This window comes from Paraburkholderia sediminicola, from assembly GCF_046026675.1.
Lineage (GTDB): Bacteria > Pseudomonadota > Gammaproteobacteria > Burkholderiales > Burkholderiaceae > Paraburkholderia > Paraburkholderia sediminicola_F.
The window spans coordinates 615,749-642,048 of sequence record NZ_JAQQEY010000002.1; the positions used below are offsets into that span (position 1 = coordinate 615,749).

Below are 26,300 nucleotides of genomic sequence, written 5' to 3' on the forward strand. Positions count from 1 at the left end.
AAGCAGAAGACCATTCCGTTGATGCCATCCCAGCGAGATTCTAGGGTCTGCTTCGGATCGATAGTACGCATCCGTTCACCTAGCAGACGAGACATGTTGCGACAGCATAGCTGTTTTGCGTTTGTTAGCAGTCTTTCCTGCGCAATTACATCAATGTCCGCAAAGGCCGAATATCAGCCGTTTGCAAACCTCGAATGGAACTACCTGACAGGCTATGTCACGGATAATGCCGGACGGCGAAGCTGGTTCGCCAAAATGGTTTCGCGGTGGCAGACCAACCCTGCGCCGAGGGTGTAATTAGTTTTGTGTAAACGGTCATTTGGCAGGAGACTGCCAGTAATCAGGAGCGACGATGACCGTAGCGAAACGCAACAAACGCGTGAAACCCGACCCTGAGCTCGTCAAGCTGGCCGACAGCCTGCTGGCGAACTACCAGAAACCAGAGGACCTGATTGGCGAGAACGGCCTGCTCAAGCAGCTCACGAAGATGCTGGTTGAACGGGCGCTAGAGACGGAGATGTCCGAACACCTGGGCCACGGCAAGAGCGAAGCGGTCACCAATGCCACGGGCAACACCCGCAACGGCCATAGCGCCAAGACGTTGCAGGGGAGTTTGGCGAGTTGCCGCTCGATATCCCGCGTGACCGTCAGGGTGCGTTCGAGCCGAAGCTGGTGAGTCGTCATCAGACGCGCTGGTCGGGCTTTGACGACAAGATCATCTCGCTATATGCCCGCGGCCTGAGCGTGCGGGAGATTCAGGGGCATCTGGAAGAAATGTACGGTACCGAGGTGTCGCCCACGCTCATCTCGGCCGTAACAGACGCGGTGAGCGAGGATGTGAAGGCCTGGCAAGCCCGCCCGCTCGACGCGCTTTACCCCATCGTTTATCTCGACTGCATCCACGTCAAGGTGCGCGACAGCGGTGCTGTACGGACCAAGGCGGTCTACCTCGCCATCGGCGTGAACATGGACGGCCACAAGGAAGTCCTGGGGCTGTGGATCGCCCAGACCGAGGGCGCGAAGTTCTGGCTGCAGGTGGTGACCGAGCTGAAAACGCGCGGCGTGCAGGACATTTTTATTGCCTGTGTCGATGGGCTCAAGGGCTTCCCCGAAGCCATCGAAGCAGTCTATCCGAAGGCAGCAGTTCAACTGTGCATCGTGCATATGGTGCGCAACAGTCTGAACTTCGTGTCCTGGAAGGTGCAGCGCGAGGTCGCCGCCGACCTGAAGACGATCTACACTTCATCGACGGTCGAGCTGGCCGAGCAGAAGCTGAGTGCCTTCGAAGCCACGTGGGACAAGGACTATCCGTCCATCGGGCAGAGCTGGCGGCGCAACTGGGCACGCGTCATTCCGTTCTTCGACTATCCGCCGGAAATCCGGAAGGTGATCTACACCACCAACGCCATCGAATCGATCAACATGAGCCTGCGCAAGGTGATCAAAACCCGCAGTTCGTTCCCGACCGACGAGGCCGTGACCAAGCTGTTTTACCTGGCACTTAACAACATCAGCAAGAAGTGGTCGATGCCGATCCGGGACTGGAAGGCAGCCCTGAACCGCTTCACTATCCAGTTCGAAGACCGCCTGTTACCGGGTTAAATCAATACCCGTTTACACAAAATTCCGGACACCCTCCCTGCGCCGTTCCAACCCCTACTTCACCGCCCCCAACGCCAACCCCTTAACCAAGAACCTCTGCAACCAAGCAAACACAATAGAAACCGGCAACGTCGCACAAAGGGTAGCAGCCATCACCAGATGCCACTCAACAACATACTTCCCAGCCACCATATCCGTAACCTGCACGGTCAAAGTCTTATTCTCCGGCGACCGAATCAACGTATAAACAACCGCAAATTCATTCCAGGCATTGATAAAAGTAAAGATCGCAGTAACAACAATCGCAGGCACCGCAAGCGGTAGAAAAACCTTAAAAACAGCCCGAGTCCTCCCACACCCCTCCAACCAGGCCGACTCCTCAAGATCCCGCGGCACCGTCTGAAAGTAAGAAGACAACATCCAAACCGCAAACGCGATATTGAACGCAGCATAAGAAACGATGACGCCAATCTTGGAGTCAACCAGATTCCCATCCCCATAAGGAATCATCGCAGCCAGCCGGAACAACCCAACAACCAGCAAGATCGGCGACAACATCTGCGTCACCAGCAGAAACTGCGAATACAACCCTTTCCCACGAAACGGAAACCTGGCCAACGCATAAGCCGCCGGCAAGCTCACAGCCAACGCCAACGCAGTCGACAAAAAGCTAATCACGCAACTATTCCTCAGCGCCACGCCGAAGTTAGCCGCAACCCACATATCCGAAAAATTGCTCCACTGCCAATGCACCGGCAACCAGCGCGCCGGATAAACAAAAATCTCCGTAGCCGGCTTCAAAGCAGTAAACAACATCACAGCAAACGGAAACAGCACGGCCACAATCAGCGGCGAAAGTGCCAACCAGCACCACAGCGAGCGCTTCATCTTGACGCTGAGACTCATGACGTCTCTCCTTCTTTCGCGGGCTGCAGGCGCAGATAGGCGATCGAGAAAACGAACAGCATGACGAGCATGATCAGCGACACCGCCGCGGCTTCGCCGGGACGTCCCAGCCGGAACCCAAGCTCATAGAGATACGTAACGAGAATATGCGTGCCGTTATCCGGCCCGCCTTGCGTCATCACCCAGATGATCGGGAAAGAATTGAACACATAGATCACGTTCAACAGAATCGTCATGTTGATGAACGGCCGCAAGAGCGGCATCGTCAGCTTGCGAAACTGTTGCCACGCGCTGGCGCCATCCATCCGCGCCGCTTCATAGATATCACCCGGCACCGACGACAACCCGCCCAGCAGAATCGTCACCGTAAATGGAATCGACACGAGAATACCGACGGCGATCTCCACCGGAAACGCGAGCTCCGGCGTCGCGAGCCAATGAATCGGACCGTTGATCAAGCCAAGCCGCTGCAACGTGACGTTGACCATGCCGTAGTCATCGTTGAAGGCCCAGCGCCACACCACGGCGGTCATCGTCAGCGAGACGGACCACGGCAGCATCACAATCGTGCGCGCCACGCCGCGTCCATAGAAATCCTGATTCAGTATCAGCGCAACCGGCACCGAAATTAGCACCGTGCCGCCCACCACGCACACGGTCCAGACAATCGTCCGCTTAGCCGCAGCGAGAAACGAGGGGTCCGTGAAAATCGTATAGAAGTTCTGCAGACCGGTGAAATCGCGGATCGCGCCGAAGCGCGAGACCTCGTGAAGCGATTGCCACACGATGTTGAAAATCGGATAGCTGATGATGAAAAGCGCCAACACCAGACTCGGCGCAATCAGCAACCAGGGCGCCTGGAGGCGCGAAGAAGCGGGGGGGGCCCCCCCCCCCCCCCCCCCCCCCCCCCCCATATTTTTTTTAAGGGCTAAAGAAAAAAAACCCCCCCCCGGGGGGGGGGGCGGTTTTTTTTTATTCCCCAAAAACCCCCCCACCCCCCCCGCCGCGCGGGGCGGGGGGGCCCGCGTTCCGTATTCAGCAAATCACTACGAGACTACGCGATCACTTACCGAGCGACTTGTTCGCTTGCGTCGCTGCGGCATTCAACGCGTCCGCCGGCTTCGCCTTACCCAGGTAGATCGATTGCATTGCATCGGTCACAGCCTTCGCGGTGTCTTCCCAACCGGTCACAGTCGGCGCGAAGTGAGCCGTCGGCAGCAGCGCGACGAAAGCTTTGGTATCCGGATCGTTGAAAGCCGGATCGGTCGCCTCAGCCTTGGTGGTCGGCAGGAAGCCTTCGGTCGTCGTGAACTCGACGCGCGGTTCCTTCGTGAACAGATAGTCCAGGAACTTCCAGGCCGACTTCTTCACCTTGGAGTTCTTGAACATCACGATCGAGTCGGTCACCGCATAGGTGGCGTGCGTCGTGCCCATCGGGATCGGATCGATGCCGTACTTCAGGTTCGGCGCTTCCTTTTTGATCTGCTTGGCGAGGAACGGCGCGGAGATCATCATCGCAACGCGGCCCTGCTTGAACAGGTTCTGCACGTCTTCACGGCTGTAGCCGGTCACGCCAGGCTGCGTCAGGCCGTCGTCGATCAACGTCTTGTACAGCGTGGCCGCCTTGATGCCGGCCGGCGAATTGAACGCCGCCTTGCCGTCCTTGCCGACGACGTCGCCGCCGTTGGTCCACAGGGCGTAGTAATAGTAGACGTCCGTTTCGATTTCCTTGCCTTGCAGGCCGAAGCCGGCAATGCCCTGCGCCTTCAGTTTCTTCGACGCATCGATCACGTCATTCCACGTTTTCGGGCCGTCGGGATAACCGACCTTCGCGAGCAGATCCTTGTTGTAGTAGAGCCCGCGTGCGGAAGCGGCGATCGGCAGGCCGTACACCTTGCCGTTGATTTCGCCCGGTGCGAGGAACGGGCCGATGAAGCGGCCCTTGAAGCTGGCGTCCATGTAGCCGTCGAGCGGCTCGGCAACGTCGTCCTTCACGAAGTCGAGTAGCCAGCGCGTACCGACGATCGCCAGGTCGGCGTTGGCGCCGCCGGAGATGTCCGTTTGCAGTTTCTGTTGCAGCGTGTCCCAGTTCACGTCTTCGATCTTGATCGTGGTGCCGGGATTGGCCTTCTCGAAGTTACGGGCCATCTTTTCGAAGTACGGTGCGGTCGCATCGCTGTAATGCGCGACCGTCACGCGGACCGTGTCGGCGTGAGCCGCGACGGCGATACCTGCAAACGCGAGCGCCACGGCAACTTTGCCTAGCGCGAGGGAAGCACGGGCATGCAACGACATTTTTCTCTCTCCTGTGTCGATCGGAGTTAGCGTTTTGGCGCTTGCTCCGGTCCCATCCGATGATGGTGGGGTGGTCTGCTGCCGTCACCGGCCGCTTTGGGTTAAATTGTTTGAAAAAATCCTACATGACGCAAAATAGCTTGTCACGTAGGGTCTGCCATATTTTTTCTCAGTCAGTTTTGTGCATAAGATGCTGTAAAGCAGGGGTATTCTGCATAACGCGAAGTCACGGATACCCAATCTTCGGGATGACTAGACAACTGTTCGATGCCGGTTTTGTAGGAAACTTACACGCTAAACCGGCGCTGCAACGAGGTTGAAGGGCGAGGGCAGACATGAATCGTGTGGTGTTGGTGACGGGCGCTTGCGGCGGGATCGGCAGCGTGTTGTGCAAGCGTTTCGTGGAGCAGGGCGACACCGTGCTGGCGCTCGATGTCGACGCGGTCGCGCTGCACGGATTGGTTGCGCAACTCGGCGACGCGCACGTCACGCCGATCGCGGTCGACCTGGGTGACGCTGCCGCAGTGCAGCAAGCGGTTGCCGACGCGGTGAAAACGCGCGGTCCGGTGGACGTGCTGGTCGCCAACGCGGGTGCCGCCAAAGGTTTGACGCTCGCCACGACGGATGCCGCCAGTTGGCAGCGCGATATCCATCTGAATCTGAACGGCACGTATCACTCGGTGGAAGCGGTGCGCGCGTCGATGATCGAACGGCAGAAGGGCGTGCTGGTGCTGATCGGCTCGGTGAACGGCATGGCCGCGCTCGGGCATCCGGCGTATAGCGCGGCGAAAGCGGGTCTCATCAGCTACACGAAAGCGCTGGCGATCGAACTCGGTCGCTATGGCATTCGCGCGAACATCGTCTGTCCGGGCACGGTGAAGACGCAGGCGTGGCAGGCGCGCGTCGACAAGAATCCGCAGGTCTTCGAGGATCTGAAGAAGTGGTACCCGTTGCGCGACTTTGCGACACCGGACGACATCGGCGATGCGGTGCTGTTCCTCGCATCGCCGATGGCGCGCGTGATTACCGGCGTCGCGTTGCCTGTCGATGGTGGACTGATGGCCGGCAACCGTTTGATGGCGGAAGAGTTGACGCTCGAATCGCTTTGAATGGATTGGATTCGCTTTGAACTGCTTTGACCCGATAGCGCGGCGTGTTCTTTGCTCGATGAAGCAAGGCAACACGTTCGCATGACAGCACGACGATGAGGACAGCATGGCAGCAGTGCAACTAAGCGGCATCTTCAAACGCTATGGCGACACGCAAGTGGTGCACGGCATCGATCTCAACATCGACGACGGCGAGTTCGTCGTGCTGGTCGGTCCGTCGGGTTGCGGCAAGAGCACGCTGATGCGCATGGTGGCGGGGCTGGAAGAAATCAGCGGCGGCGATCTGATGATTGGCGGCACGCGCGCGAATACGCTGGCCCCGCAGCAGCGCAATATTTCGATGGTGTTCCAGAGCTACGCGCTTTATCCGCATCTGTCGGTCTACGAAAACATTGCGTTCGGGCCGCGGATTCGCAAGGAATCGTCGGCGAGTTTCAAGCCGCGGATCGAAGCCGCGGCGAAGATGCTGAACCTCGGCGGTTATCTGGATCGCTTGCCGCGCGCGCTGTCGGGTGGTCAACGTCAGCGGGTGGCAATGGGCCGCGCGGTGGTGCGCGAGCCTTCGCTGTTCCTCTTCGACGAACCGCTGTCCAATCTCGACGCCAAATTGCGCGTGCAGATGCGCACGGAAATCAAGGCGCTGCATCAGCGTCTGAAGAATACGGTGATCTACGTCACGCACGATCAGATCGAGGCGATGACCATGGCCGACCGCATCGTCGTGATGAACGCGGGCCGGATCGAGCAGGTCGGCCGTCCGCTCGATCTGTACGACCGTCCGGCGAATCTGTTCGTCGCGAGTTTCCTCGGTTCGCCGTCGATGAATTTTGCGGAAGGCGTGTTGGCCAATCGCACGGATGGGCAGGGTTTCGCGTTAAAACTCACAGACGGTGGCGAGATCGTGCTCGAAGGCACACCGGCCTCGGCGGTGGTCGGCGCAAAAATCACGCTTGGTGTGCGTCCCGAACACATTGAAACGATGGCTGACAAGCCGGACACCACCATGGAAGTCGAAGTGGTCGAGCCGACTGGCGCCGAGACCCATTTGTACGGGAAAATAGGCGGTAGCACGTGGTGCGTGACGACTCGCCAGCGCTCGAAAGTCGAGCCCGGCCAGCGCGTTACGCTGCGTCTGCCGGCCGAGCATATTCATCTGTTCGATACGGAGAGTGGACGCAGGCTGGTCTGAACCGCGTGTTGCCGCTTGAGGCTGATTCAAGCTGATTGAAGCTGCGACGCGACGCGGATTCATTTAACCCTTAAGGAACACCGGGTGTCCGCACCGAACTTGATTCCCCACATCCGCGGCGCGCTGGCCAATCTGCGGCCCGCCGAGCGCAAAGTCGCCGAGATGGTGCTGAGCGACGTCGACTTTGCGATGCGCGCGAGCATCACCGAGCTCGCCCAGCGTGCGGACGTGTCCGAGCCTTCCGTCACGCGCTTTTGCCGCGCGATCGGCGCGCATGGTCTGCGCGACTTCAAGATGCAATTGGCGCAGAGCGTGGCGGGCGGGGTGCCGTATGCGTCGACGGCGGTTGCGCGTGACGATGACGTGCAGACGTTGATGGACAAGGTGGGTGAGGCCGCTGTCGATGGGATCACGCATGCGTGTGCTGCGTTGGATCCGGCGGTGGTTGAGAGTGCGATTGCGGCGTTGTCGAGCGCGGGGCGCGTTTTCTTCTTTGGCGTGGGCTCGGGTTCGGGGCTTGTCGCGCAAGATGCGGCTTTGAGGTTTTTGCGGCTTGATATTGCGGCGACTGCGTTTACCGATGGTCATTTGCAGCGGCTTTACGCGGGTCTCATGGAGCCGGGCGACGTGGCGTTTTCGATTTCGCATTCTGGTCGTAGCGTCGAAGTGAATGAAAGCATTCAGATCGCCAAGGAGCGTGGCGCTACTACGATTGCGCTGACGAATGTCGGCTCGCGGTTAGCGTGGTTGGTCGATATTCCGCTGCTGCTGCGCGTGCCGAGTCCGATCGATCCGAATACGCCAGGCGTGTCCCGACTCGTGCATTTGTGCATCATGGATGCGCTGGCAATCGGCGTCGCGTTGAAGGCGCGGCCCAAGACGCTTGAAAAGATGCGGAACGCGAAGGCGCGGTTGTCGTCGCATGAGCCGGAAGCGGCGGGGGATTGAGCGGGAAGGATGGTCCGCTTCTTCAGCCCTGCGACGAACGCGTGAACAGTCACGCTGCTTGGGGACGCCAGGCGATCATTCCAGCCGTCCGTGCTCGAACCTCCGGCGAGGCTAAACAGGTCGCAACGGCCTCATATCCCGGTGTTCCCGGATAGGGAGCGACGAGAGTGGGCGGGCTGTGATTTGCAGGGCACAGAATAATTGATTCGTCGGGGCCGCTTGCAGTCAGATCCAGGATCGCCGACGAGCGCGTCATCAGAAACAGCGGACGTCCACCCACTTTGGCGCGTTGGCGAAGATGGATGATCAATGCTTCCTGCGTGGCCTGATCTAATCCTTGCTCCACCATGTCGACGACGAGGGCGGCTGCCCCGCCAGATTCCAGTCCGACGAGTAGAGCAATTAACGCTTCCGATTCTGCCGCGCCTTCTCCGATAAGCCACGCCAGAGTCTGATCCACTCGCGATTTGAGCGCCGCATCCGTTTCAAGGCGAGCTGCGGTCACGGCATTTTCATCCTGCAGCCGTTCAAGACCCAGGAAAACGGCATTCGGTATGTTCTCAGCCAGGCATTTCGCCAGCCGTGTCTTGCCACTTCCTAACGGACCGATGATGTAGTTCAGCGGCCGGATGTCGCGAAGTTCGAACCGTTCGCCACCCCACGGCCACGGGAGATCAAAGGCAGTGGCGAATTGTGAGGAAGGGTTGAGCAAGCGTGCCAGCTCTCCGTCGGCAGGCGCCTGACCTCGGGCGAGATCGGACCGAAGCCCCCTAACCTTGGCTATCGTGCCCAAGAGCTGACGAATTTCCGCTTCAAGCGTCGCCTCGTGGGCAGCCAATGCGGGTTCCAGACTCTGAGGGTCGCCTTTCAACACTTGTGCTACTTGGGCGAGGCTGAGGCCAAGTGCGCGCAGGGCCACGATCTCCGCCGCACGATTCATCTCTTCGGGACCGTAGGTGCGATACCCGGAGACTGTGCGTGCCGGTGTCACCAGGCCTCGCTGTTCGTAGAGTCGCAGGGCCTTGGTCGAGACGCCGAGCTGTCTCGCCGCTTCGGAAGCACTTAAAAATGGAGTGGAACAACGCATGAGTCACCTCTTCGTTTGCTGATCACTCACATCTTGGAGTTGGCCCTTGGGGCCGAGTCAACAAGATATTTACGGTGCGGTATCGCTTTCGCGTTTGTTTCGCGTCAGCCGTGCGCCGGTGATGACTAACGGTTGTTCTCGTCTGAAAATGCTTCGGTAATCGCCTGCACGATTTGCACACTCAACTCAGGCCGCTCGTCAAACAGCGGATAGCGCTTGCGCAGGGTGTTCGACACGCTGTTGCCGTTCTGCCGGACGCTTCGAATGATGCCGTCCAGGTCGTTGTCTGGCGCTTCGAGAAATTCCTTGATGGCGCGCCGTGCTGAGTCGTTGGCGTGCAGAAAGCGCGCTTCGGTGCGCATTTCATGCGTTAGTGTCATGTCGATCACGTCAGCAAGATAGATGACGTGTGCGGTCAGATCCGGATAACGCCACGCGGGCAGTGCGTCGTCATAGGCGCGGAAGTGCAGGTTGTATTCGACACCGTCGTCCGCGATCTCGGTCTTGCCGAACGTGTACTGATCGGCATAGTGATTCATCAACGGGCGCGAAAAGCGTTCGAGCACTTTGTCGTAAGCGGCACGATCGCGCGTGCTGTGGGTGATCGTGGCGGATACCGGCAAGATAATTGGCGCAGGCACCGCGCCGTCGCGACGCAGAATGTCGTTGATCAGGAAGCGCGAAATGCGGCCGTTACCGTCAGCCATAGGGTGCACATAGACGAAACCGAACGATGCCGCGGCAGCACGCACGATCGACGCTTCCCCTTCGGTCCGTTCCAGAAAGCGGCTAAGCCCTGCGAGCATCGTTTCGATGTGTTCCCAATGCGGCGCGATGTAGTCGACCACCGGTTGATAGCGTGCGATGTGTCCCACATACACAGGGGAGCGGCGGATGCCGTAACGCAGGGCTGACTGCCCGAGGATGCCGCGCTGCAAGACGTCGAGCGTTTCGGCATCGAACGGATTCGCATGCTGTCCGCATTCGCTTTCCATGACCGCGGCAAAGCGGCGGATTCGATCCTCTTTGTCCTGCTCATGTTCGATCAGAAAGCTCGCGCGGCTCTCTTTGACCGTCAGCCAGACGGCGCTGCGCAAGATTAGATCGATGCCATAGTCCGCTTCCAGTTCGGCAAGCGGTGCGGCAAGGTCATAAGCTTCGGCGCGCTGAACCGCTTCGACACGTCGAATCACCGGGCAAAAATCCCGATTGCCCGGCAGGTTGTCGCGCACACGCCAACGCGCGTTGTTGACCGGGGTACCTACGATGAAGTCTGCGGGATTCAGTGCATCGACATAGTTTCCCCGGGAGATGCTCGGCGCGTTTAACGGCTCCGGCATCAACCACTCATAAAAGAAGCAGGCGCGGCGGGCATACGCGCCAGTGGGTTCGCGGGCGATCCATGCCTCCAGCTCGTGGCGCACCGGTTGCAGCGCATAGAGTCGCGCGAGGAATTCCAGGTGAATGCCCTCGTGCCGGAAGGCGAAAGTCAGGTTGTCGGTCAGGCTGGCGACCGGACGATAACGTTCGGGGTACACCTCGCGGCGGATGTCACCGTCGGTGGACGTTGAGCGAATCCGGCCGATTTCACTTTGAACGGCGAACGGGTGGACCGGTACGACGCCGTACGTGTTGGATAGCCATTGATAACCGATCTGCGGCATGATTTTCGATCCGGGGTGGCGGGGACGCGCGCGAGGACACGTTGTTTCGCTGAGTTTTGCGTAGTTTCGATTACTCGGCTCGCAAAACGATTACAAAACGCATGTTTTCTGGAAAAACGATTATACGGCGTCTTCGCGGTATTTCGATTACTGGGCGCGTAAAACGATTACAAAGTGCCAGTTTTATGGAAAAACGATTACTTATCCCTTGTTGAGGCCGCTTTTTCAGGTCTCGTCCGCCGCCGCCATCCACCCAAACCGCCGCGACAACCTCAGCGTCGCCGCGCGCAAAGTCTGAGCGGGGCCGCCCGTGAGCTCGCTATCGAAGCTGCCGCTCGGTCCCATCACTGCGAGCACCAGACAGATGCTGCCGGTATGGTCCAGCACCGGCGCGGCCAAGGTATTGATACCTGGCACCGGCCGGCTCAACGCGGTATCGATGCCATCCGCACGGATTTGCGCGAGCCGCTGCGCATAGGCCTTCGTCTCCCCCGCCTCAGCCCCCGCCAACCGCAAATGATCCTGCGCCAGCAGACCATGACGCACATCGTCCGCAACAAACGCAGCAAACACCCGCCCGATCGCCGTATTCACCAGCGACATCACCGTGCCGACCCGCAAGCTCACATGCAGCGGCCGCGCCGACTCCTCCAGCCGCACGACGGTCGGCCCGAGCGGCCCAAGCACTGCCATCGCCACACTCATTCCCGTCGATACCGCCAGCTCGACCACTTCCGGCTCAGCCTCCCGCGTCGGCGATAAACGCTGCAAGCCGATCAGCCCAAGCTCGAGCGCTAAAGGCCCAGCTTCGAAGCAGCCAGCGCCATCGCGGTTCAGCAAACCGATCTTAAGCAGACTCACCAGATGCGGAAACGCTTTGGCCGGCGGCATGCCCGCAGCGGCCGCAAGATCGCGCAAGCTCAACGGCCGCGCAGCCGCAACCAGCGCGCCAAGCAAGTCGCCCGTGCTATCGAGCGACTGGATACCGCGCTGCGGTTTCGCATCGGCAGAAGCGGCGGACGTAGCGGACGCGCCGGAGGCAGCGTAAGAGGGGTCGAGAGAGTCGGTCACGATGCGGAAGAAGCTAACAAGGAAGGCGTCGCCGCAAGTTCGGCGCTAATGTCATGAGCCGCGGCAAGCAGGGCGCGAGCCGTCGGACCATCGGCGGCAACGTCGATTGCGCCCGTCGAGCCGATCACTGTCAGCGCGAGGCACAAGCGGCCGTCCGCATCGAGCACCGGCGCGCTCAAACTGCTGATGCCTGGACTCGGCGCATCGACGCTGCATTCCAACCTGCGTGCGCGGATAGCCTCTAAAGCTGCTTCGAACGCAGCACGTTCATCAGGCGGCGTCATCGCACTACCCATCGAGCCCGACTGATTCGCCCACATCCCCGCCAACACCTCGCGTGGCAGATAAGCGCAAAACACGCGACCCGTCGACGTCGCCGGCAGCGACATCACCGTGCCCACATGCAGATTCACATGCAATGGAAAGCCCGCATGCTCATAGCGGACGATGGTCGGCCCTTGCGGCCCGGCAATACAGATCGCGACGCTGAACCCGATCGCTTCGGCCAAAGCCGCGACGCGCGGCACGGCGGCGCGAAACGCCGGCTGGTTCTCCAGATGCATCAAACCCAGCCGCAACGACAGCGGACCGGGTTCATAACGGCCCGACAGCTCGTCACGTTTGATCAGTCCTAAGCGGCTCAAGCTCACCAGATAAGCATGCGCTTGCCCTGGCGCGATCTGCGCGGCGGTGGCGAGATCGGACAAAGCCAGCGGGCTGCGCGCCTGCGCAAGCGCCAGCAACACGCGGCCGCCCACTTCAACGCTCTGAATCCCGCGCTGCGTCTTGCCGCCATCCGCCGTCTCGCTGCCGCCCGCGCCTTTGCCGGTGGCCGATTTCGCTGCTTTGCTCACACCCACGCTCATCCGTAAAAAGGGTCCATGTTAGCCGAAGCCCTGCGCAAAACCGCGCCTTCCTGTCCTTATCTTAGGCGCTTTAAGATTTGTGTATAGCGATACATTTCGCTATTGACAAATAAACTGGTGCGGCCATAAGATGCATTCACCCCGACATACCGGTGCAGTCACAGAGTCAAAACGGGGCGAGACAATCCTCCAATACCGTCAGCCCGCGCCTCTGAAATCTGAACGCGCAGCCGGCCGTCTCGCCTCACGTCCAACTTTTGAGGGAGACAAGCATGGCAAAGGCATTCGCATCCCAGGCCGACCTGGAAGTCAAGAAAGTCACATGGACCAAGCTGTCCGAGAACGCCTACGCGTACACCGCTGAAGGCGATCCGAACTCGGGTGTGATCATCGGCGACGACGGCGTGCTGATCGTCGACACCACCGCCACGCCGGCCATGGCGCAAGACCTCATCGCGAAGATTCGCAGCGTCACCGATAAACCGATCAAATACGTCGTGCTGTCGCACTACCACGCAGTGCGCGTGCTCGGCGCGTCGGCGTATTTTGAAGAAGGCGCGCAACAGGTGATCGCAAGCCGCGGCACGTACGAGATGATCGTCGAGCGCGGCGAAGCGGACATGAAGTCGGAAATCGAGCGCTTCCCGCGTCTCTTCGCCGGTGTCGAAACGGTGCCGGGCCTGACGTGGCCGACGCTCGTGTTTGAAAAAGAAATGACGCTGTTCCTCGGCAAGCTCGAAGTGCGCATCGCGCATCTGGGCGCAGGCCATACGAAGGGCGATACGGTGGTGTGGCTGCCGTCGCAGAAGGTGCTGTTCTCCGGCGACCTGGTCGAATACGACGCAGCCTGCTATTGCGGCGATGCTCAACTCGAACAATGGCCGGCCACGCTCGAAGCGCTGCGCGCGCTGAAAGCCGACAAGCTGGTGCCGGGCCGCGGTCCTGCATTGACTACGCCGGAAGACGTCAACAAGGGTCTCGATTACACGAAAGACTTCGTCACCACGCTACTGCAGCAAGGCCGCGAAGCCGTCGAACAGAAGCTCGACCTGAAGGCCGCGATGGCGCACACGCGCAAGGCAATGGATCCGAAGTTCGGCCACGTGTTCATCTACGAACACTGCCTGCCGTTCGACGTCTCGCGTGCCTTCGACGAAGCGAGCGGCATCACACATCCGCGCATCTGGACCGCGCAACGCGACAAGGACATGTGGGACGCGTTGCAAGCCTGATAACTGCGTCGAAGTAACTGCATGGAAGTGCTGGAAAGCATCAAGCAAAGCAGAGCAGAGATGGACGGAGACACAAGATGAGCATCAACTACCAGACGCTGTCGTTCGACTATAAGCCGTGCCGCGAGCAGGCCGGGCAGGGCGATGCGGAACAGGTGGCCTATCCCGTGATCGTGGTCGGCGCGGGGCCAGTGGGTCTCGCTACTGCGATCGATATCGCGCAACAGGGCGTGCCGGTCGTATTGGTTGACGACGATTGTTCGTTATCCACCGGTTCGCGGGCGATCTGCTTCTCGAAGCGCTCGCTCGATATCTTCGACCGGCTCGGTTGCGGGCAGCGCATGGTAGAGAAGGGCATCAGCTGGAATGTCGGCAAGGTGTTCCTGAAAGATGAACTGGTGTACACGTTCAATCTGCAGCCGGAAGCGGGCCACAACCGGCCCGCCTTCATCAACCTGCAGCAGTACTACGTCGAAGGCTTTCTGCTCGAACGCGCGCAGGCGACACCGAATCTCGAGATCCGCTGGAAGAGCAAAGTGGTCGGCGTGCAGCAGAACGGCACGGCTGGCACTGCTCAAGCCAGTGTGACGCTGACGATCGATACGCCCAACGGTCAGTACCCGTTGCGCGGCCGCTATGTGGTGGCCGCCGATGGCTCGCGCAGTCCAATGCGCAATCTGATGGGACTCGACAGCCACGGCGTCACGTTCAAAGATCGCTTCCTGATTGCGGACGTCAAGATGGAAGCGGAGTTTCCAACCGAGCGTTGGTTCTGGTTCGATCCGCCGTTCCATCCGAATCAATCGGTGCTGTTGCATCGTCAGCCGGACAACGTGTGGCGGATCGATTTCCAGTTGGGCTGGGACGCCGATCCGGTGCTGGAAAAAACACCGGAACGTGTGATCCCGCGCGTGCGCGCGTTGCTCGGACCGGATGCGAAGTTCGAGCTGGAATGGGTCAGCGTCTATACGTTTTCGTGTTTGCGTATGGACCGTTTCCGGCACGGCAACGTGTTGTTCGCGGGCGATTCCGCGCATGGCGTATCGCCGTTCGGCGCGCGTGGCGCGAATAGCGGCGTGCAGGACGCGGAAAACCTCGCATGGAAACTGGCGATGGTGCTCGAAGGCAAAGCCTCCGATGCCTTGCTCGATACGTATGCAAGCGAGCGCGAATTCGCCGCTGACGAAAACATCCGCAACTCCACGCGTTCGACCGATTTCATCACGCCGAAGAGTCCGGTTAGCCGCGTGTTCCGCGATGCTGTGCTGAAGCTCGCGCGGCATCACCCGTTTGCACGGCAGTTGACGAACAGCGGTCGCCTGTCGGTGCCGGCGGTGTTGCGTGATTCTCCGCTGAATACGGCGGACAGTGACAGCTTTGAAGGTCTGATGGTGCCGGGGGCATCGTGTGTCGATGCGCCGGTTCATGCCGCGGGGCAACCGGCATGGCTGTTACAGCAACTCGGCCAGCAATTCACGGGCGTGTTGTTCTGCGGCTCGCAAGGTATCGATCAGGCGACGCAAGTTGCGCTGGATGCGTTGCGTAGCGGGCCGATTCCGTTGAACCTCGTCATCGTGGTGACGAGTAACGATGCGCAGGTCGCTGTGCCTTCAGATGCGAAGGTGGTGCACGACGTCGACGGTCTTGCCGCCGCTCGTTACGACGGCAAACCCGGCACGTTCTATTTGATCCGGCCGGACCAGCATGTGTGTGCGCGTAGTCGGCAACTCGACGCGAGCTTTGTGGAGCGGGCGTTGAAGCGAGCGTTATGCGTTGAGGGTACGGCCTGAAGGCAGGGCAAACGCAGCACATCGGCAAAAGAAAATAGCAGGAGACAGTGATGGAATTAAACACGCAACCCAATCTCGCCCGCCCCGACGATTTCTACGAGGCGCTGATCGACATGCATCGTGATCTGGACGATGCGCAGAGTCAGTCAGCCAACGCGCAACTGATTCTGTTACTCGCCAACCATATCGGCGATCACGCAACGCTGCTCGAAGCGATGCGGCACGCACGTGAAGGCGTGACCGATGTTTCGGGGCAAGGCGCACTGACGCGTTCGCTGGCTGCCTGAACGCGCGTCACTCAGTACCGCTCGAAAGCGCTGCGCGTCCGGGAAATACTCGGGAATCCGGGCGAGTGCGGCCACCGATGCGCCGCAGGCCAGCTCGGTCAGAAGGCGATGCTCTTCGAGCAGCGTCACGCTGCCTTGAATCGCCTCAACGTCAGTCACGAGGCCGTTTCGGATCGGATGTTCTCACCAGCGCGATGTGGTAGTCCAGATGGTAGTGACGATCGAAGCGGAACTCAGAGAAGCGCGCCTCGCTCAGCACGAGACCCGGAATCTCCTTGCTGCGTTTGTACTCGACGCGATCCTTCATCAGGGCCTCCTGCAGGGTTCGCCTATCTGCGCGTATCGACGAGGATCTTTGCAGTTGCGCCCGACTCGACGCGTTCGTGGGCCTTCGCGATTTCCGACAGAGGAAAAACCTCGACCTGAGGATGTTGCAGCGCCCCTCGTTCCAGCAACGGGGTGAGCACTTCGATGGCGGCTTTCCTTACCTCAAGGGGCAGTTTGTACACGATAAAGAATCGCAGATTCGCGAAGCCGACAATCATCGATCTGAAGGGGACCTCGATCAATGCGGCCCCCGAACCATAGATGATCACGTCGCCGCCAAACTTCAACAGTTCGCCATATTTGCCGGCATTGGCTGCTGCGTCGACTTCGATGATTGCGTCCACACCTTTGCCCGCGGTGATCTCGCGTACCGAAGCCACCGCATCCTGCTCGTTGCGATTGATGACCCACTCAGCACCCAGGCGAGAAGCGAGTTCGCACTTCTCCCGACTGCCCGCCACGCCAATGACTCTTGCGCCGGAAAGCGCGGCCAATTGCACCGCGTAGCCGCCTACCGCGCCCGTGGCGCCGTAGACAAGAACCGTCTTGCCGAGAAGTCCTCCGCAAACATGCACCGCGTACCAGGCCGTCAAAAGCGGAATCCCAAGTGAGGCGCCCGTCTCGGTCGACACATTGTCGGGGAGCGGCGCAACCTGGCTTTCGGGCAATGCGATCAGTTCGGATGCGGTACCGAATGACCGCTGCCACTGGCCGTTGATTGTCCAGACTCGCTGTCCGATCCACTGTTTCGACACGCCTTCCCCAACTGCCTCGACGACACCGGCGCCATCGCTGTGCGGAATAACACGCTGAAACTCCATTGCGGGGCTTGTGACGCCCGACCGCGATTTAACGTCTGAAGGGTTCACGCCTGAGTGCGCGATGCGCACCAGGACTTCGCCCGCTTCAGGGGCCGGATCAGGCTGCTCGTCAACCACCAGAACGTCTTGAGCGGAGCCTTTTGAGGAATAGTGCGCGGCCTTCATATCTTGCAACCTCCAGACTGGTTTAGTGAAGAGCGTCCGCAAACCGGCGTGTCCCAGCCGAGCTTCTCAGCGTAATGTGACCAATACTCTGAACCTTCCCATCCGAACGCGCTTGTAAAAAATTGACTATACACATCGGCAGGGCAGGAGTTAGAGCCGCTTCGATCGTCATATCGGGTAGAGTCGCGAATATTTCCTTGCGACCTTACCACTTGCGTTCGAACCTTTGCGATGTCTTCAATCGAACCTGTTCTCTTGCCGCATGACGGCCCGTCCGACGTTTCGTTGTGGCGGGTTGATTTCGCTTTCGAGGCGTCGTTGGAGGATGCCGCCTTCGCCGCGCTCAGCGACGACGAACGCGTGAGAGCCGGCAAATTTCGCCGCCACGACGATGCGCTTCGTTTCGCGTCCGTGCGTGTGGTGCTGCGGGAGCAACTCGCGCGATGGCTCGGCATTGCGGCACACGCCGTCCGATTCACGCAAGATGCAAACCGTCGCCCGCATCTGGCCGGTTCCAATGCGCTCGACTTCAACGTATCGCACGCAGGCTCGCATGGGCTCATCGCGATGTCGCCTGAGCGGCGTGTCGGCGTCGATATCGAACATCGCAGCGACAGCTTCGATTGGCATTCGATCGTGACATTGACGCTCGACGCAAGCGAAGCGGCGTGGATCGACCGCCTCGACGTTGAGGAACAGCGCGCCGCGTTTTACGATGCGTGGGTTGCTAAAGAAGCACTCGTCAAAACGACGGGCGTGGGCATCACGCGCGGCTTGCAGCATCTCACGGTGCTGCCGCGTGACAGCGCCGAGGTGACGCTACGCAATGTGATTCCGGATGACATGGGCGAGATTGCCGCGCGTTGGATCGCAGCGCCTGAGGCCTATGCGGCATGTGTGGCGTGGTCGACGAAAACGCTCGCCCGCTAAACGGTTTGTTCGCCAAACACCAACGCCTTCGGCCATCCAACCGCATGCACGTGCGTGACCGGCTGGGCGATTGCAACCGCCGCACGAATCTTGCCCGACATCGGCAGATCGAGGACATGCCAGCGGCCATGTTCGGCAAGATCGAACGCACAGGACACGGCATCGCTCGACAGCAGATCCAGATCGATATCAACAGGCGCATAACGCAACGCATTGCACAAGCTGCCGTAACGCGCGCGTTCGCGTGAGACTTCCTGCGCCTCGTCAAGCGCGGCGCCAGGCGAGGGTACAACGACGCTCAGACCGAGCGCAGTCGACGCAATGCCGATCACGATCCAGATGCCGGCGTACGCGATATCAATCGTGATGCCGCGACCGTCGTGCGGATGTCGCGCGCGCAGCTTCTCGTTGCCGTCGTCCTGCAGATCCACGGCATGCGGTTCGCAGTCGAACAGATGCGCGACGATCCAGCGCGTCACCACGCGTGCGCTGATAAAGCGTTTGCGTAGCGCCGAGTTCGGGTGAAGCCGTGCGCGTTCGCGCTCTCCCTTCGAAATCCACGTTTCGCCTTCCTGCACCGGCACCGGCAGCCATTCGCAGCGGAACCGCCACAGATGCAACTCACCCGCGCGTGGCGCGGCGACGCGGTGCGGATAGCGGCGTGTCAGCGGATACGAGACGAATTGCGGCGCGGCCGCGCTGACGATCGCGTGTGCGGTTCGCACAGCTTGAACCGGCCGGGCAGGTTGATTATCTTGCAAGGCGTTAGCGCTATTCGTCGCCTGCGAGTCGATGCTGTCACGCACACGCGAGGGCGTGAGATAAGCGAGTTCCGACGGCATACGCTCGGGTCCTCAATGCATATAGGTGACGCGGCGCGCTTGCACGTCGAGTTCGACACCGGCGTCGAGCAGATCGATGGCGAACCAGCGGATCAGCTTCAACACGCCACTCACGGCCGGCCCCGGCAGCCATTCGCTCAGCATGCGCAATGCAGCGCCGCTGTGGGTCTTTTGCAGCAGCGCGATGGTTTGCAGGATCACGGCTTCGTCCTTGCCGAGGTCGCTGGCGCAGCGGCATCGCATGTCGAGCGGACGATAGGACACGTGCATCAGCGACCGCATCAGCAGATCGAAATGTTCGATGCCGTCTTGCCGCAAGCCCACGCCGATCAGGATGTCGCGCCAGTGCACCCCGCCGCGCACGGTTTCGCACGCCGGCCGCAGCCAGGTGCGCACGGCGCTGAGGACGGTGCGATCGGGCGCGTCGGTGGAATCCGTGACGTGATCGTCGACCAGTTCGGGACGGCTGCTGTATTGAGAGCGGAAGTTCATCGAGGCTCCTGAATGGACACGGTCCAATGAGTCGCGCCGGCCTGATCGGAGGAGGCCACGTCGCAGGCCAGCGCTTGTCGCTCGCGACGGATAGGCGGTGACGCAGTGCTTGCGCCAGGTGCTTGCTTCAATTTTTAGCCGGCTGAGGCGGCAGCCATTCGCGCACATGTTCACTACGTGCCGGACGTGCCGTTGCTTGCCCCGGGTTTTTCGGTGTGCCGACAAAGAGGAAGCCGAGCAATCTCTCGTTCGGCGCGAAACCCAGCGCGTCATGCAATTGCGCTTCATAGCTGTCGGCGCCCGTGGCCCAGAAACCGCCGTAGCCGAGCGCGTGAATCGCATTCAGCATGTTCATCGTCGCCGCACCGACCGCCAGCAATTGCTCGGTCTCGGGCACGGTTGATTGGGACGAGACTGCCGCGCCGAGCGCGATCACGATCGGCGCTGCGTAGGCCTTCTGCCGCCGATGCGCATGCGCGGAGCGCGGCTCGCCCGGCGAACGGCCGCAGGCGAGGTCGACCAGCACGTCGCCGAGCGGGCCGCGCGCGTCGCCGCGGATCGTGACGAAGCGCCACGGCCGCAGATTGCCGTGATCGGGCGCGCGCAAGGCGGCATCGAAGATCAGATCGAGCTCGACGTCGGCCGGGGCCGGCTCGGTGAGCGGCCAGTGGGACTGACGCGACAGCAGCACTTCGAGCGCGGCCGTGGCCTTCGACCCGGCGGCGGTGTCAGGCGTCGCGGCGGCTGTGCGTTTGCTTTCGGTTTCGGGGCGGCTGAGGTCGGCTGTGATCATGATTTCGGTATTCGTCTGATGGCATGGACTGAATGATGAGCCAATTTCTCGGTAAATGCAAATCATTCTCATTTAGAAAATGAATTTGACAGAGCGCTGAATCACGGCTCGGCGCTGGCTGCGCGCGGCCAGAAGGCCTTGCAGCCAAGCGTCGGGCGTTTGATCCGCAACTAACCGTCAGCCGAATGGGGCGCCCCCAGATATGATGGCGAAATGCGGCAGCAAGCCTGCCGCATCCTTGTCTACCCACGCTAGCCAATGCCAACAAAATCTCTCGACGCCGCATCGACCGCCACGCCCACCGAAGCGGCGCAGCGCCTCCCCACCTTGATGCTGGCCGCCGGCCTGTCGTTAGGCAGCGCGATCGCGCTGGGCCTTGCGCGCTTCGCTTACGCGTTGCTGTTGCCGTCGATGAAACTCGACCTCGGCTGGAGCTTCGCTCAAGCCGGCGCGATGAATACCGCCAACGCGCTGGGTTATTTGCTGGGCGCGCTGGCTTATCCGCGGCTCGCACGCCGCTGGTCGGCCGGTGCATTGTTCGGCGCGGGCTGCGTGGCCACTGCGGTGCTGATGGCCATCAGCGGTTTGCTGGACGACACGCATTCGCTACTCGTGCTGCGGGTGATCACTGGAGTGAGCAGTGCGGCGGTTTTCGTCAGTGGCGGCGTACTGGCGGCGCGGCTGGCGTCGGCGAGACCGCACGACGCGGGCCTCGTGCTCGGCTTGTATTACGGCGGGACGGGGTGGGGCATCGTCGCTTCGTCGGTGCTGGTGCCGTTGACGATTTTCAACGTCGTGCATGGCTGGCAGTTTGCGTGGTTCGCACTGGCCGTTGCGTGCGCGGCGTTCTCCGCGATCGCCATCGGCGCCGCTAGAAAAATCGAAAGCGTGCACACGGTCGGATCCTCGACCGCAGACGCTTCCGATGCCGCCGACGCGCCACGTTGGCCGCGTTTCAGCCCCGCCCTGGCGGGCTATGGACTGTTCGGCGTCGGCTATATCGGCTACATGACGTTCATCGTCGCGCTGCTGCGCAACGCAGGCATGAGCGCGGTGGTGGTGACGGGCTTCTACCTGTTGCTCGGCGTGGCGACGGTTGTTTCGGCGCGCCTGTGGTCCAGTTTGCTCGACCGCATGCGCGGCGGCCACGCGCTCGCCATACTCAATGCGTTGCTCGCAGTGGCGACGCTGTTGCCCGCGTTGTTCACGCAACCGTGGGTGGCGTTTGTCTCCGGCGTGCTGTTCGGCGCGACGTTTCTCTCGGCCGTGGCGTCGACCACGGCTTTCGTGCGCCACAATCTACCGGTGAGCCACTGGGGCAAGGGTATTAGCGCATTCACGATCGTGTTCGCGTTCGGACAGATCGTCGGGCCGATGATCATCGGCTGGGTCTCGGACGGCGCGGGTCTCGCACGTGGGCTGGTCTATTCCGCGTTGCTGCTCGCGGCCGGCGCGGTGCTGGCGGCTTGCCAGAAGCCGTTACGCAGCGCCTGACTGAACGATCCCCAGGTATTCCCGGAGTACCGGACGACTGTCTTAAGCACGTACACTCATCGCTTGTTCCCTGCGTTGAGAGAAACCGTGCCTGCCATTACCTGCATCGAAGATTTACGCGTGCTTGCCGAGCGGCGTGTGCCGCGCATGTTCTACGACTATGCCGACAGTGGCTCGTGGACCGAAAGTACCTACCGCGCCAATGAAAGCGACTTCCAGCGCCTCAAGCTGCGCCAGCGCGTGGCGGTCAATATGGCGGGCCGCAGCACGCACACGGAAATGATCGGTCAGGCGGCCGCCATGCCCGTGGCGCTCGCGCCGACGGGGTTGACCGGTATGCAGCATGCCGACGGTGAAATTCTGGCGGCGCGCGCGGCGGAGAAATTCGGCGTCCCGTTCACCTTGTCCACCATGAGCATCTGCTCGATCGAGGACGTGGCCGCCCACACCACCCAACCGTTCTGGTTCCAGCTTTACATGATGCGCGACCGCGATTTCATCATGCGGCTGATCGAGCGCGCTCGTGCGGCACGGTGCAGCGCCTTGATGCTGACGCTGGATCTGCAGATCCTCGGCCAACGCCACAAGGACATCAAGAACGGCCTGTCGGCGCCGCCCAAATTGACCCCGGCGAACCTCATCAACCTCGCGACCAAACCGCGTTGGTGCCTCGGCATGCTCGGCACCCGGCGGCGCACCTTCGGCAACATCGTCGGCCATGCGAAGGGCGTGGGCGACCTGTCGTCCCTGAGCTCGTGGACAGCCGAGCAGTTCGATCCGGCGCTGAGCTGGGCAGACGTCGAGTGGGTCAAGAAGATGTGGGGTGGCAAACTCATTCTGAAAGGCATCATGGATGTCGAAGATGCGCGCCTTGCCGCCGACAGCGGCGCTGACGCGCTGATCGTCTCCAACCACGGCGGCCGACAACTCGACGGCGCGCCTTCTTCGATCTCGGCACTCCCCGAGATCGCACGCGAGGTCGGCTCGCGCATTGACGTGTGGATGGATGGCGGCATCCGCAGCGGACAGGACGTGCTGAAGGCCGTTGCGCTCGGCGCGAAAGGCACGCTGATCGGCCGGAGCTTCCTCTATGGGTTGGGTGCAATGGGAGAGGAAGGTGTTACCCAGTGCCTGAAGATCATCCAGAAGGAACTGGACATCACCATGGCCTTTTGCGGCCACACCGACATCCGTCAGGTGGACGAGCGGATCCTGCTGCCTGACAGGCGGTGAAGACAGACGCCAGGCGCGACGCCTGGCGGCGGGCGGTTGGCGGTGTTCAGCCAGATGTTCGGCTCGTGCCGTTCGCCGCCACTTCATTCGGCTCGCAGTCTTCCAACGCTTGCAGAAACGTCGAACTCCACCAGTGCACATCGAACTTGCGGATCCGGTTAAGCAGCGCTTCATGCCGGTTGATCCGTTCGTCAAGCGACATGGTTAGCGCTCGCTGAATGGCCTGCGCGGTCCCTTGCGTGTCGTAGGGATTGACCAGCAGCGCTTCCTTCAATTGCTCGGAGGCTCCGGCAAAACGCGAGAGCACCAGCATGCCCGGGTCGGCAGCATCCTGCGCGGCGATGAATTCCTTGGCGACCAGATTCATGCCGTCCCGCAAGGGTGTAACGAGCGCCACCCGACTCGCGCGATAAAGACCCGGCAGGCGCTTGCGGGCCACGTTCCGATGAATGTAGCGCACCGGCATCCAGTCCAGTTCACCAAAGTCGCCATTGATCGCGCCGCACAGGCTATCCATCTGACGCCGCAGATTGTCGTAGGCACCGACGTCCTCGCGGCTAGGGGAAGCGATCTGGATCAGCGTCGCGCTATCGCGGTTTTCCGGGTAGTAGGTCAACAGTTCGCGGAAAGCATGGACGCGTTGCGGCAGCCCCTTCGAGTAGTCCAGCCGGTCGACGCCCACCAGCAAACGCCGCCGCGAATACTCGTCGCGCATGCGGATGAACATGTCGCGCCCTTCCTTCGAATCGGCAAGACGCTTGAAATCGTCGACGTCGATGCCGATGGGATAGGCGCCGACCCGCAGCGTTCGATTGAATGCCCGAAGGCGATCCGGACTCAAGCGTTGCGCGTGCGCTTCCGATTCGACGTAGTGAGAAAAATGCGTCAGGTCGGCTTCGCTCTGGAAGCCCACAAGGTCATATGCGAAGAGCGAGCGCATCAACCATTCGTGTTCCGGAATCGCTGCCATGATCAGCGGCGGCGGCATCGGAATATGCAGGAAGAAGCCAATGCGGTTGGTGCATCCCATGGCGCGCAACTCTGCCGCGAGCGGGATCAGCTGGTAATCGTGAACCCAGATGAGGTCGTCCGGCTTCAGGAGCGGTAGCAGCTTTTGCGCGAATAACTGGTTGACCCTGCGATAGCCGGCGGCGAATCGCGTGTCGAAATTGGCCAGGTCCAGCCGGTAGTGGAATACCGGCCACAGGACATCGTTGGAGTAACCGAGGTAATACGTGTCGTGATCCTCGCGGCTCAGATCGAGCGTGGCGAGCGTGACGTTGCCGGCCGTTTGGACATGAACTTCGCCCTGGCCGGATTGCGTGCCATCCGCGGCTTCCCGGATTTTGCCGCTCCAGCCGAACCAGAGGCCGCCAGTTTGTTGCAGGCTTTCTCGTACAGCTACGGCGAGTCCGCCGGCTGCAGGCTTGCGAGGATCGGCAGTGCGATTTGAAACGACGACGAGACGACTCATGAGGTCCTTGTGTTGTTGCTTCCACTTTGCGATATCCGGCGCGGGCAGCCGTGCCGGACAAGGATCACTTCCTGATAGACGCAGTTTACTATGTCCTCAGCATATGCTTACGACTGCGCTTTCTGCGCGTCGACAGGCGAATCAGGATTCACAGGGTTTGCGAGCATACCTGGCGGTAGCCGATCAAACGGGCATGCATCGTCCGGACGCGAGGAGGTTGCGCCCTCAGTTCATCATTCGCTTCACGAGTAAATTGAAGCGGAGCAGATCTCAGCTCTTTCTCGACGTCTTGGCGACAAATGGTGTCGGTACGTGCTGACACGTCTCGCTTCCGCATTTCGGGCAACGCGGATGGGCGACCTCATGCTCCGCGAGATGTTCAGCGTGTTCGAACAACTCGCCGCATTTCTCGCAACGATATTGGTACGTCGGCATTGCGCTTCTCCAACACGAATCCCATCTGCGTTGGCCAGATACGGCTCGCCAGCGCTTTCCGGTAGTCTGAAAATTAATTCTAGTGCAGCAAGTGGGCAGTCATGCGTCTCATCGCAGCCAGTGCGCGCTGGCGACTACGACGCGACCCGCCACCCGCGCTTCCGCTGACGACGGGTTCGTACTACGCTTGATTGTGAAAGCCGGTCGCCGGCTGGCGAAACTTGATGAATCGAGATCGGCTGACGCAAGCAGCCTCCCGCTGGTGTTCCTCACGCCACAGAGCGAGATCTGATATGCAAATCCAGTCCGGCACCCTGTGGCCGGCCATCCTGCGCCAGACTGAGCATGCGCTGCGTTGTGGCGCGCTGCGACCGATCGAGACAACCCAGGCGCAGATCGAAGAAGGTGGCGTGAGCTTCCTTATCCGCCAGGTCTCAAGCCTCGCTCTCAAGGATGAAGCCCGACAGACGCCTAAGCTCGACGCCGGGACGTTCAATCCGTTCCTTCCCTATGACCCGGACCTTTTTGTGGCCGATATCTCGGACACTCACGTCGCCTTGCTCAACAAGTTCAACGTCATCGATCATCATCTTCTGATCGTCACCCGCAGCTTCAAATCGCAGGAAACGCTGCTCGACCTGACGGACTTTGCTGCGTTGGTCACGTGCATGGCTGAGTTCGATGGTCTGGGTTTCTACAACGGCGGCGTGGAGGCCGGCGCGAGTCAACCCCACAAGCATCTGCAGATCGTGCCGCTGCCGCTTGGCGAATCAGGTCCGTCGGTCCCTATGGAGTCCGTTCTCGAGTCCGCGTGCATGGAGGGTCCGATTGGCACGGTGCCCGGTCTGCCTTTCAGGCACGCGTGCGCCCATCTGGAACTGGCGCCTGCTGCCTCAAAGCACGCCGCACACGCTGCGTTCGATTGCTACCACGCGTTGCTCGAAGCGGTTGGCGTGCAAGCGATTGAGGTGAATGGCGAGCTGCACCCTTCAGCACCGTATAACCTGCTTGTCGCGCCTCGATGGATGCTGCTGGTGCCGAGGTCTTCGGAACGTGTCGAGCGAGTTTCGGTGAATGCGCTGGGATTTGCGGGATCGCTCTTCGTGCGGGACGCAGCGCAGATGGACGTCATCAAGAGGCTCGGTCCGATGACTGTGCTGCGACGAGTCGCGGTCTGCGCAGATGAATGAGAACGGCAGTCGCTATTTCTCTGGTCACCTAAAATATAGGCATGGTTCTGACCTCAAA

24 protein-coding genes and 1 pseudogene are annotated in these 26,300 nt (G+C 60.8%); 11 read left to right on the forward strand and 14 right to left on the reverse strand.

Annotation, left to right across the window (positions count from 1 at the left end; all coding sequences use genetic code 11):
- The first annotated feature begins 352 nt into the window (after positions 1-352).
- Positions 353-1,602, forward strand: a pseudogene (locus tag PQQ86_RS22655) (IS256 family transposase).
- A gap of 54 nt (positions 1,603-1,656) precedes the next feature.
- Here the strand turns inward: PQQ86_RS22655 and PQQ86_RS22660 are convergent.
- From PQQ86_RS22660 to PQQ86_RS22670, 3 genes are all read right to left on the reverse strand, one after another.
- Positions 1,657-2,508, reverse strand: coding sequence for a carbohydrate ABC transporter permease (locus tag PQQ86_RS22660; RefSeq protein ID WP_097395558.1), 852 nt, complete (start codon positions 2,506-2,508; stop codon positions 1,657-1,659).
- Entirely contained in the window at positions 2,505-3,422 is a 918-nt protein-coding gene (locus tag PQQ86_RS22665; RefSeq protein ID WP_408271902.1) for a carbohydrate ABC transporter permease, read from the reverse strand. The genes PQQ86_RS22660 and PQQ86_RS22665 overlap by 4 nt, the downstream gene beginning before the upstream one ends.
- Before the next feature lie 148 nt (positions 3,423-3,570).
- On the reverse strand, positions 3,571-4,803 hold the full coding sequence (locus PQQ86_RS22670; RefSeq protein WP_408193289.1) for an ABC transporter substrate-binding protein: 1,233 nt from the start codon (positions 4,801-4,803) through the stop codon (positions 3,571-3,573).
- A 335-nt stretch (positions 4,804-5,138) separates the two neighbouring features.
- Here PQQ86_RS22670 and PQQ86_RS22675 point away from each other — a divergent pair, with 335 nt between their 5' ends.
- The 3 genes from PQQ86_RS22675 to PQQ86_RS22685 all read left to right on the forward strand — a co-directional run bounded on the left by PQQ86_RS22675 (position 5,139) and on the right by PQQ86_RS22685 (position 8,049).
- Positions 5,139-5,912 carry an SDR family oxidoreductase gene (locus PQQ86_RS22675; RefSeq protein WP_408271905.1) on the forward strand — a complete coding sequence of 258 codons (774 nt, stop codon included), beginning with the start codon at positions 5,139-5,141 and terminating at the stop codon, positions 5,910-5,912.
- Positions 5,913-6,018: 106 nt separating this feature from the next.
- A complete protein-coding gene (locus PQQ86_RS22680; protein WP_408271908.1) occupies positions 6,019-7,101 on the forward strand; it encodes an ABC transporter ATP-binding protein in 1,083 nt (360 codons plus the stop codon).
- 84 nt (positions 7,102-7,185) lie between these two features.
- Positions 7,186-8,049: a MurR/RpiR family transcriptional regulator gene (locus PQQ86_RS22685; protein ID WP_408271911.1), complete on the forward strand. Its 864-nt coding sequence runs from the start codon at positions 7,186-7,188 to the stop codon at positions 8,047-8,049.
- Positions 8,050-8,098: 49 nt separating this feature from the next.
- Here the strand turns inward: PQQ86_RS22685 and PQQ86_RS22690 are convergent, their stop codons facing one another.
- The 4 genes from PQQ86_RS22690 to PQQ86_RS22705 form a co-directional block, all read right to left on the reverse strand.
- A complete protein-coding gene (locus PQQ86_RS22690) occupies positions 8,099-9,136 on the reverse strand; it encodes a MerR family transcriptional regulator (RefSeq protein ID WP_408271913.1) in 1,038 nt (345 codons plus the stop codon).
- Between the two features lie 125 nt (positions 9,137-9,261).
- Positions 9,262-10,800 carry a Fic family protein gene (locus PQQ86_RS22695; RefSeq protein WP_408271916.1) on the reverse strand — a complete coding sequence of 513 codons (1,539 nt, stop codon included), beginning with the start codon at positions 10,798-10,800 and terminating at the stop codon, positions 9,262-9,264.
- Positions 10,801-11,025: 225 nt separating this feature from the next.
- Complete coding sequence (locus PQQ86_RS22700) at positions 11,026-11,871, reverse strand: IclR family transcriptional regulator (protein ID WP_408271919.1); 846 nt, start codon at positions 11,869-11,871, stop codon at positions 11,026-11,028.
- Entirely contained in the window at positions 11,868-12,737 is an 870-nt protein-coding gene (locus PQQ86_RS22705) for an IclR family transcriptional regulator (RefSeq protein ID WP_408271922.1), read from the reverse strand. Before PQQ86_RS22705 ends, PQQ86_RS22700 begins: the two co-directional genes overlap by 4 nt.
- A 272-nt stretch (positions 12,738-13,009) precedes the next feature.
- On the opposite strand from PQQ86_RS22705, the gene PQQ86_RS22710 reads away from it, so the two are divergent.
- The 3 genes from PQQ86_RS22710 (at position 13,010) to PQQ86_RS22720 (ending at position 16,046) form a co-directional block, all read left to right on the forward strand.
- A complete protein-coding gene (locus tag PQQ86_RS22710) occupies positions 13,010-13,969 on the forward strand; it encodes an MBL fold metallo-hydrolase (protein ID WP_408271924.1) in 960 nt (319 codons plus the stop codon).
- A 77-nt stretch (positions 13,970-14,046) separates the two neighbouring features.
- Positions 14,047-15,759, forward strand: coding sequence for an FAD-dependent oxidoreductase (locus tag PQQ86_RS22715; RefSeq protein WP_408271927.1), 1,713 nt, complete (start codon positions 14,047-14,049; stop codon positions 15,757-15,759).
- Between the two features lie 50 nt (positions 15,760-15,809).
- Complete coding sequence (locus PQQ86_RS22720) at positions 15,810-16,046, forward strand: DUF2783 domain-containing protein (RefSeq protein WP_408271930.1); 237 nt, start codon at positions 15,810-15,812, stop codon at positions 16,044-16,046.
- Positions 16,047-16,197: 151 nt separating this feature from the next.
- Here PQQ86_RS22720 and PQQ86_RS22725 read toward each other — a convergent pair whose 3' ends face one another.
- Both PQQ86_RS22725 and PQQ86_RS22730 read right to left on the reverse strand, forming a co-directional pair.
- The gene (locus tag PQQ86_RS22725; protein WP_408271932.1) at positions 16,198-16,353 is read right to left on the reverse strand and encodes a cupin domain-containing protein; all 156 of its coding nucleotides are present in this window, start codon (positions 16,351-16,353) and stop codon (positions 16,198-16,200) included.
- 22 nt (positions 16,354-16,375) lie between these two features.
- On the reverse strand, positions 16,376-17,359 hold the full coding sequence (locus PQQ86_RS22730) for an NADPH:quinone reductase (RefSeq protein WP_408271935.1): 984 nt from the start codon (positions 17,357-17,359) through the stop codon (positions 16,376-16,378).
- Between the two features lie 231 nt (positions 17,360-17,590).
- Here PQQ86_RS22730 and PQQ86_RS22735 point away from each other — a divergent pair, with 231 nt between their 5' ends.
- Entirely contained in the window at positions 17,591-18,289 is a 699-nt protein-coding gene (locus PQQ86_RS22735; RefSeq protein ID WP_408271938.1) for a 4'-phosphopantetheinyl transferase family protein, read from the forward strand.
- Here PQQ86_RS22735 and PQQ86_RS22740 read toward each other — a convergent pair.
- From PQQ86_RS22740 to PQQ86_RS22750, 3 genes are all read right to left on the reverse strand, one after another.
- Positions 18,286-19,131: a 4'-phosphopantetheinyl transferase family protein gene (locus tag PQQ86_RS22740; protein ID WP_408271940.1), complete on the reverse strand. Its 846-nt coding sequence runs from the start codon at positions 19,129-19,131 to the stop codon at positions 18,286-18,288. The two genes, PQQ86_RS22735 and PQQ86_RS22740, sit on opposite strands and share 4 nt — an antisense overlap.
- Positions 19,132-19,143: 12 nt before the next feature.
- Entirely contained in the window at positions 19,144-19,623 is a 480-nt protein-coding gene (locus PQQ86_RS22745) for a hypothetical protein (protein WP_408271943.1), read from the reverse strand.
- A gap of 127 nt (positions 19,624-19,750) precedes the next feature.
- Positions 19,751-20,416, reverse strand: coding sequence for a nitroreductase family protein (locus tag PQQ86_RS22750; protein WP_408271945.1), 666 nt, complete (start codon positions 20,414-20,416; stop codon positions 19,751-19,753).
- A 258-nt stretch (positions 20,417-20,674) separates the two neighbouring features.
- On the opposite strand from PQQ86_RS22750, the gene PQQ86_RS22755 reads away from it, so the two are divergent.
- The gene (locus PQQ86_RS22755; RefSeq protein WP_408271947.1) at positions 20,675-21,910 is read left to right on the forward strand and encodes a YbfB/YjiJ family MFS transporter; all 1,236 of its coding nucleotides are present in this window, start codon (positions 20,675-20,677) and stop codon (positions 21,908-21,910) included.
- Positions 21,911-21,997: 87 nt separating this feature from the next.
- Positions 21,998-23,143 carry an alpha-hydroxy acid oxidase gene (locus PQQ86_RS22760; RefSeq protein WP_408271950.1) on the forward strand — a complete coding sequence of 382 codons (1,146 nt, stop codon included), beginning with the start codon at positions 21,998-22,000 and terminating at the stop codon, positions 23,141-23,143.
- Positions 23,144-23,189: 46 nt separating this feature from the next.
- On the opposite strand, the gene otsA is transcribed toward PQQ86_RS22760, so the two are convergent.
- The gene (gene otsA / locus PQQ86_RS22765; protein WP_408271953.1) at positions 23,190-24,617 is read right to left on the reverse strand and encodes an alpha,alpha-trehalose-phosphate synthase (UDP-forming); all 1,428 of its coding nucleotides are present in this window, start codon (positions 24,615-24,617) and stop codon (positions 23,190-23,192) included.
- Between the two features lie 270 nt (positions 24,618-24,887).
- The gene (locus tag PQQ86_RS22770; protein ID WP_093642035.1) at positions 24,888-25,052 is read right to left on the reverse strand and encodes an FmdB family zinc ribbon protein; all 165 of its coding nucleotides are present in this window, start codon (positions 25,050-25,052) and stop codon (positions 24,888-24,890) included.
- A gap of 293 nt (positions 25,053-25,345) precedes the next feature.
- Between PQQ86_RS22770 and PQQ86_RS22775 the strand changes: the two genes are divergently transcribed.
- Positions 25,346-26,242: an ATP adenylyltransferase family protein gene (locus PQQ86_RS22775; RefSeq protein WP_408271957.1), complete on the forward strand. Its 897-nt coding sequence runs from the start codon at positions 25,346-25,348 to the stop codon at positions 26,240-26,242.
- Positions 26,243-26,300 lie beyond the last annotated feature (58 nt).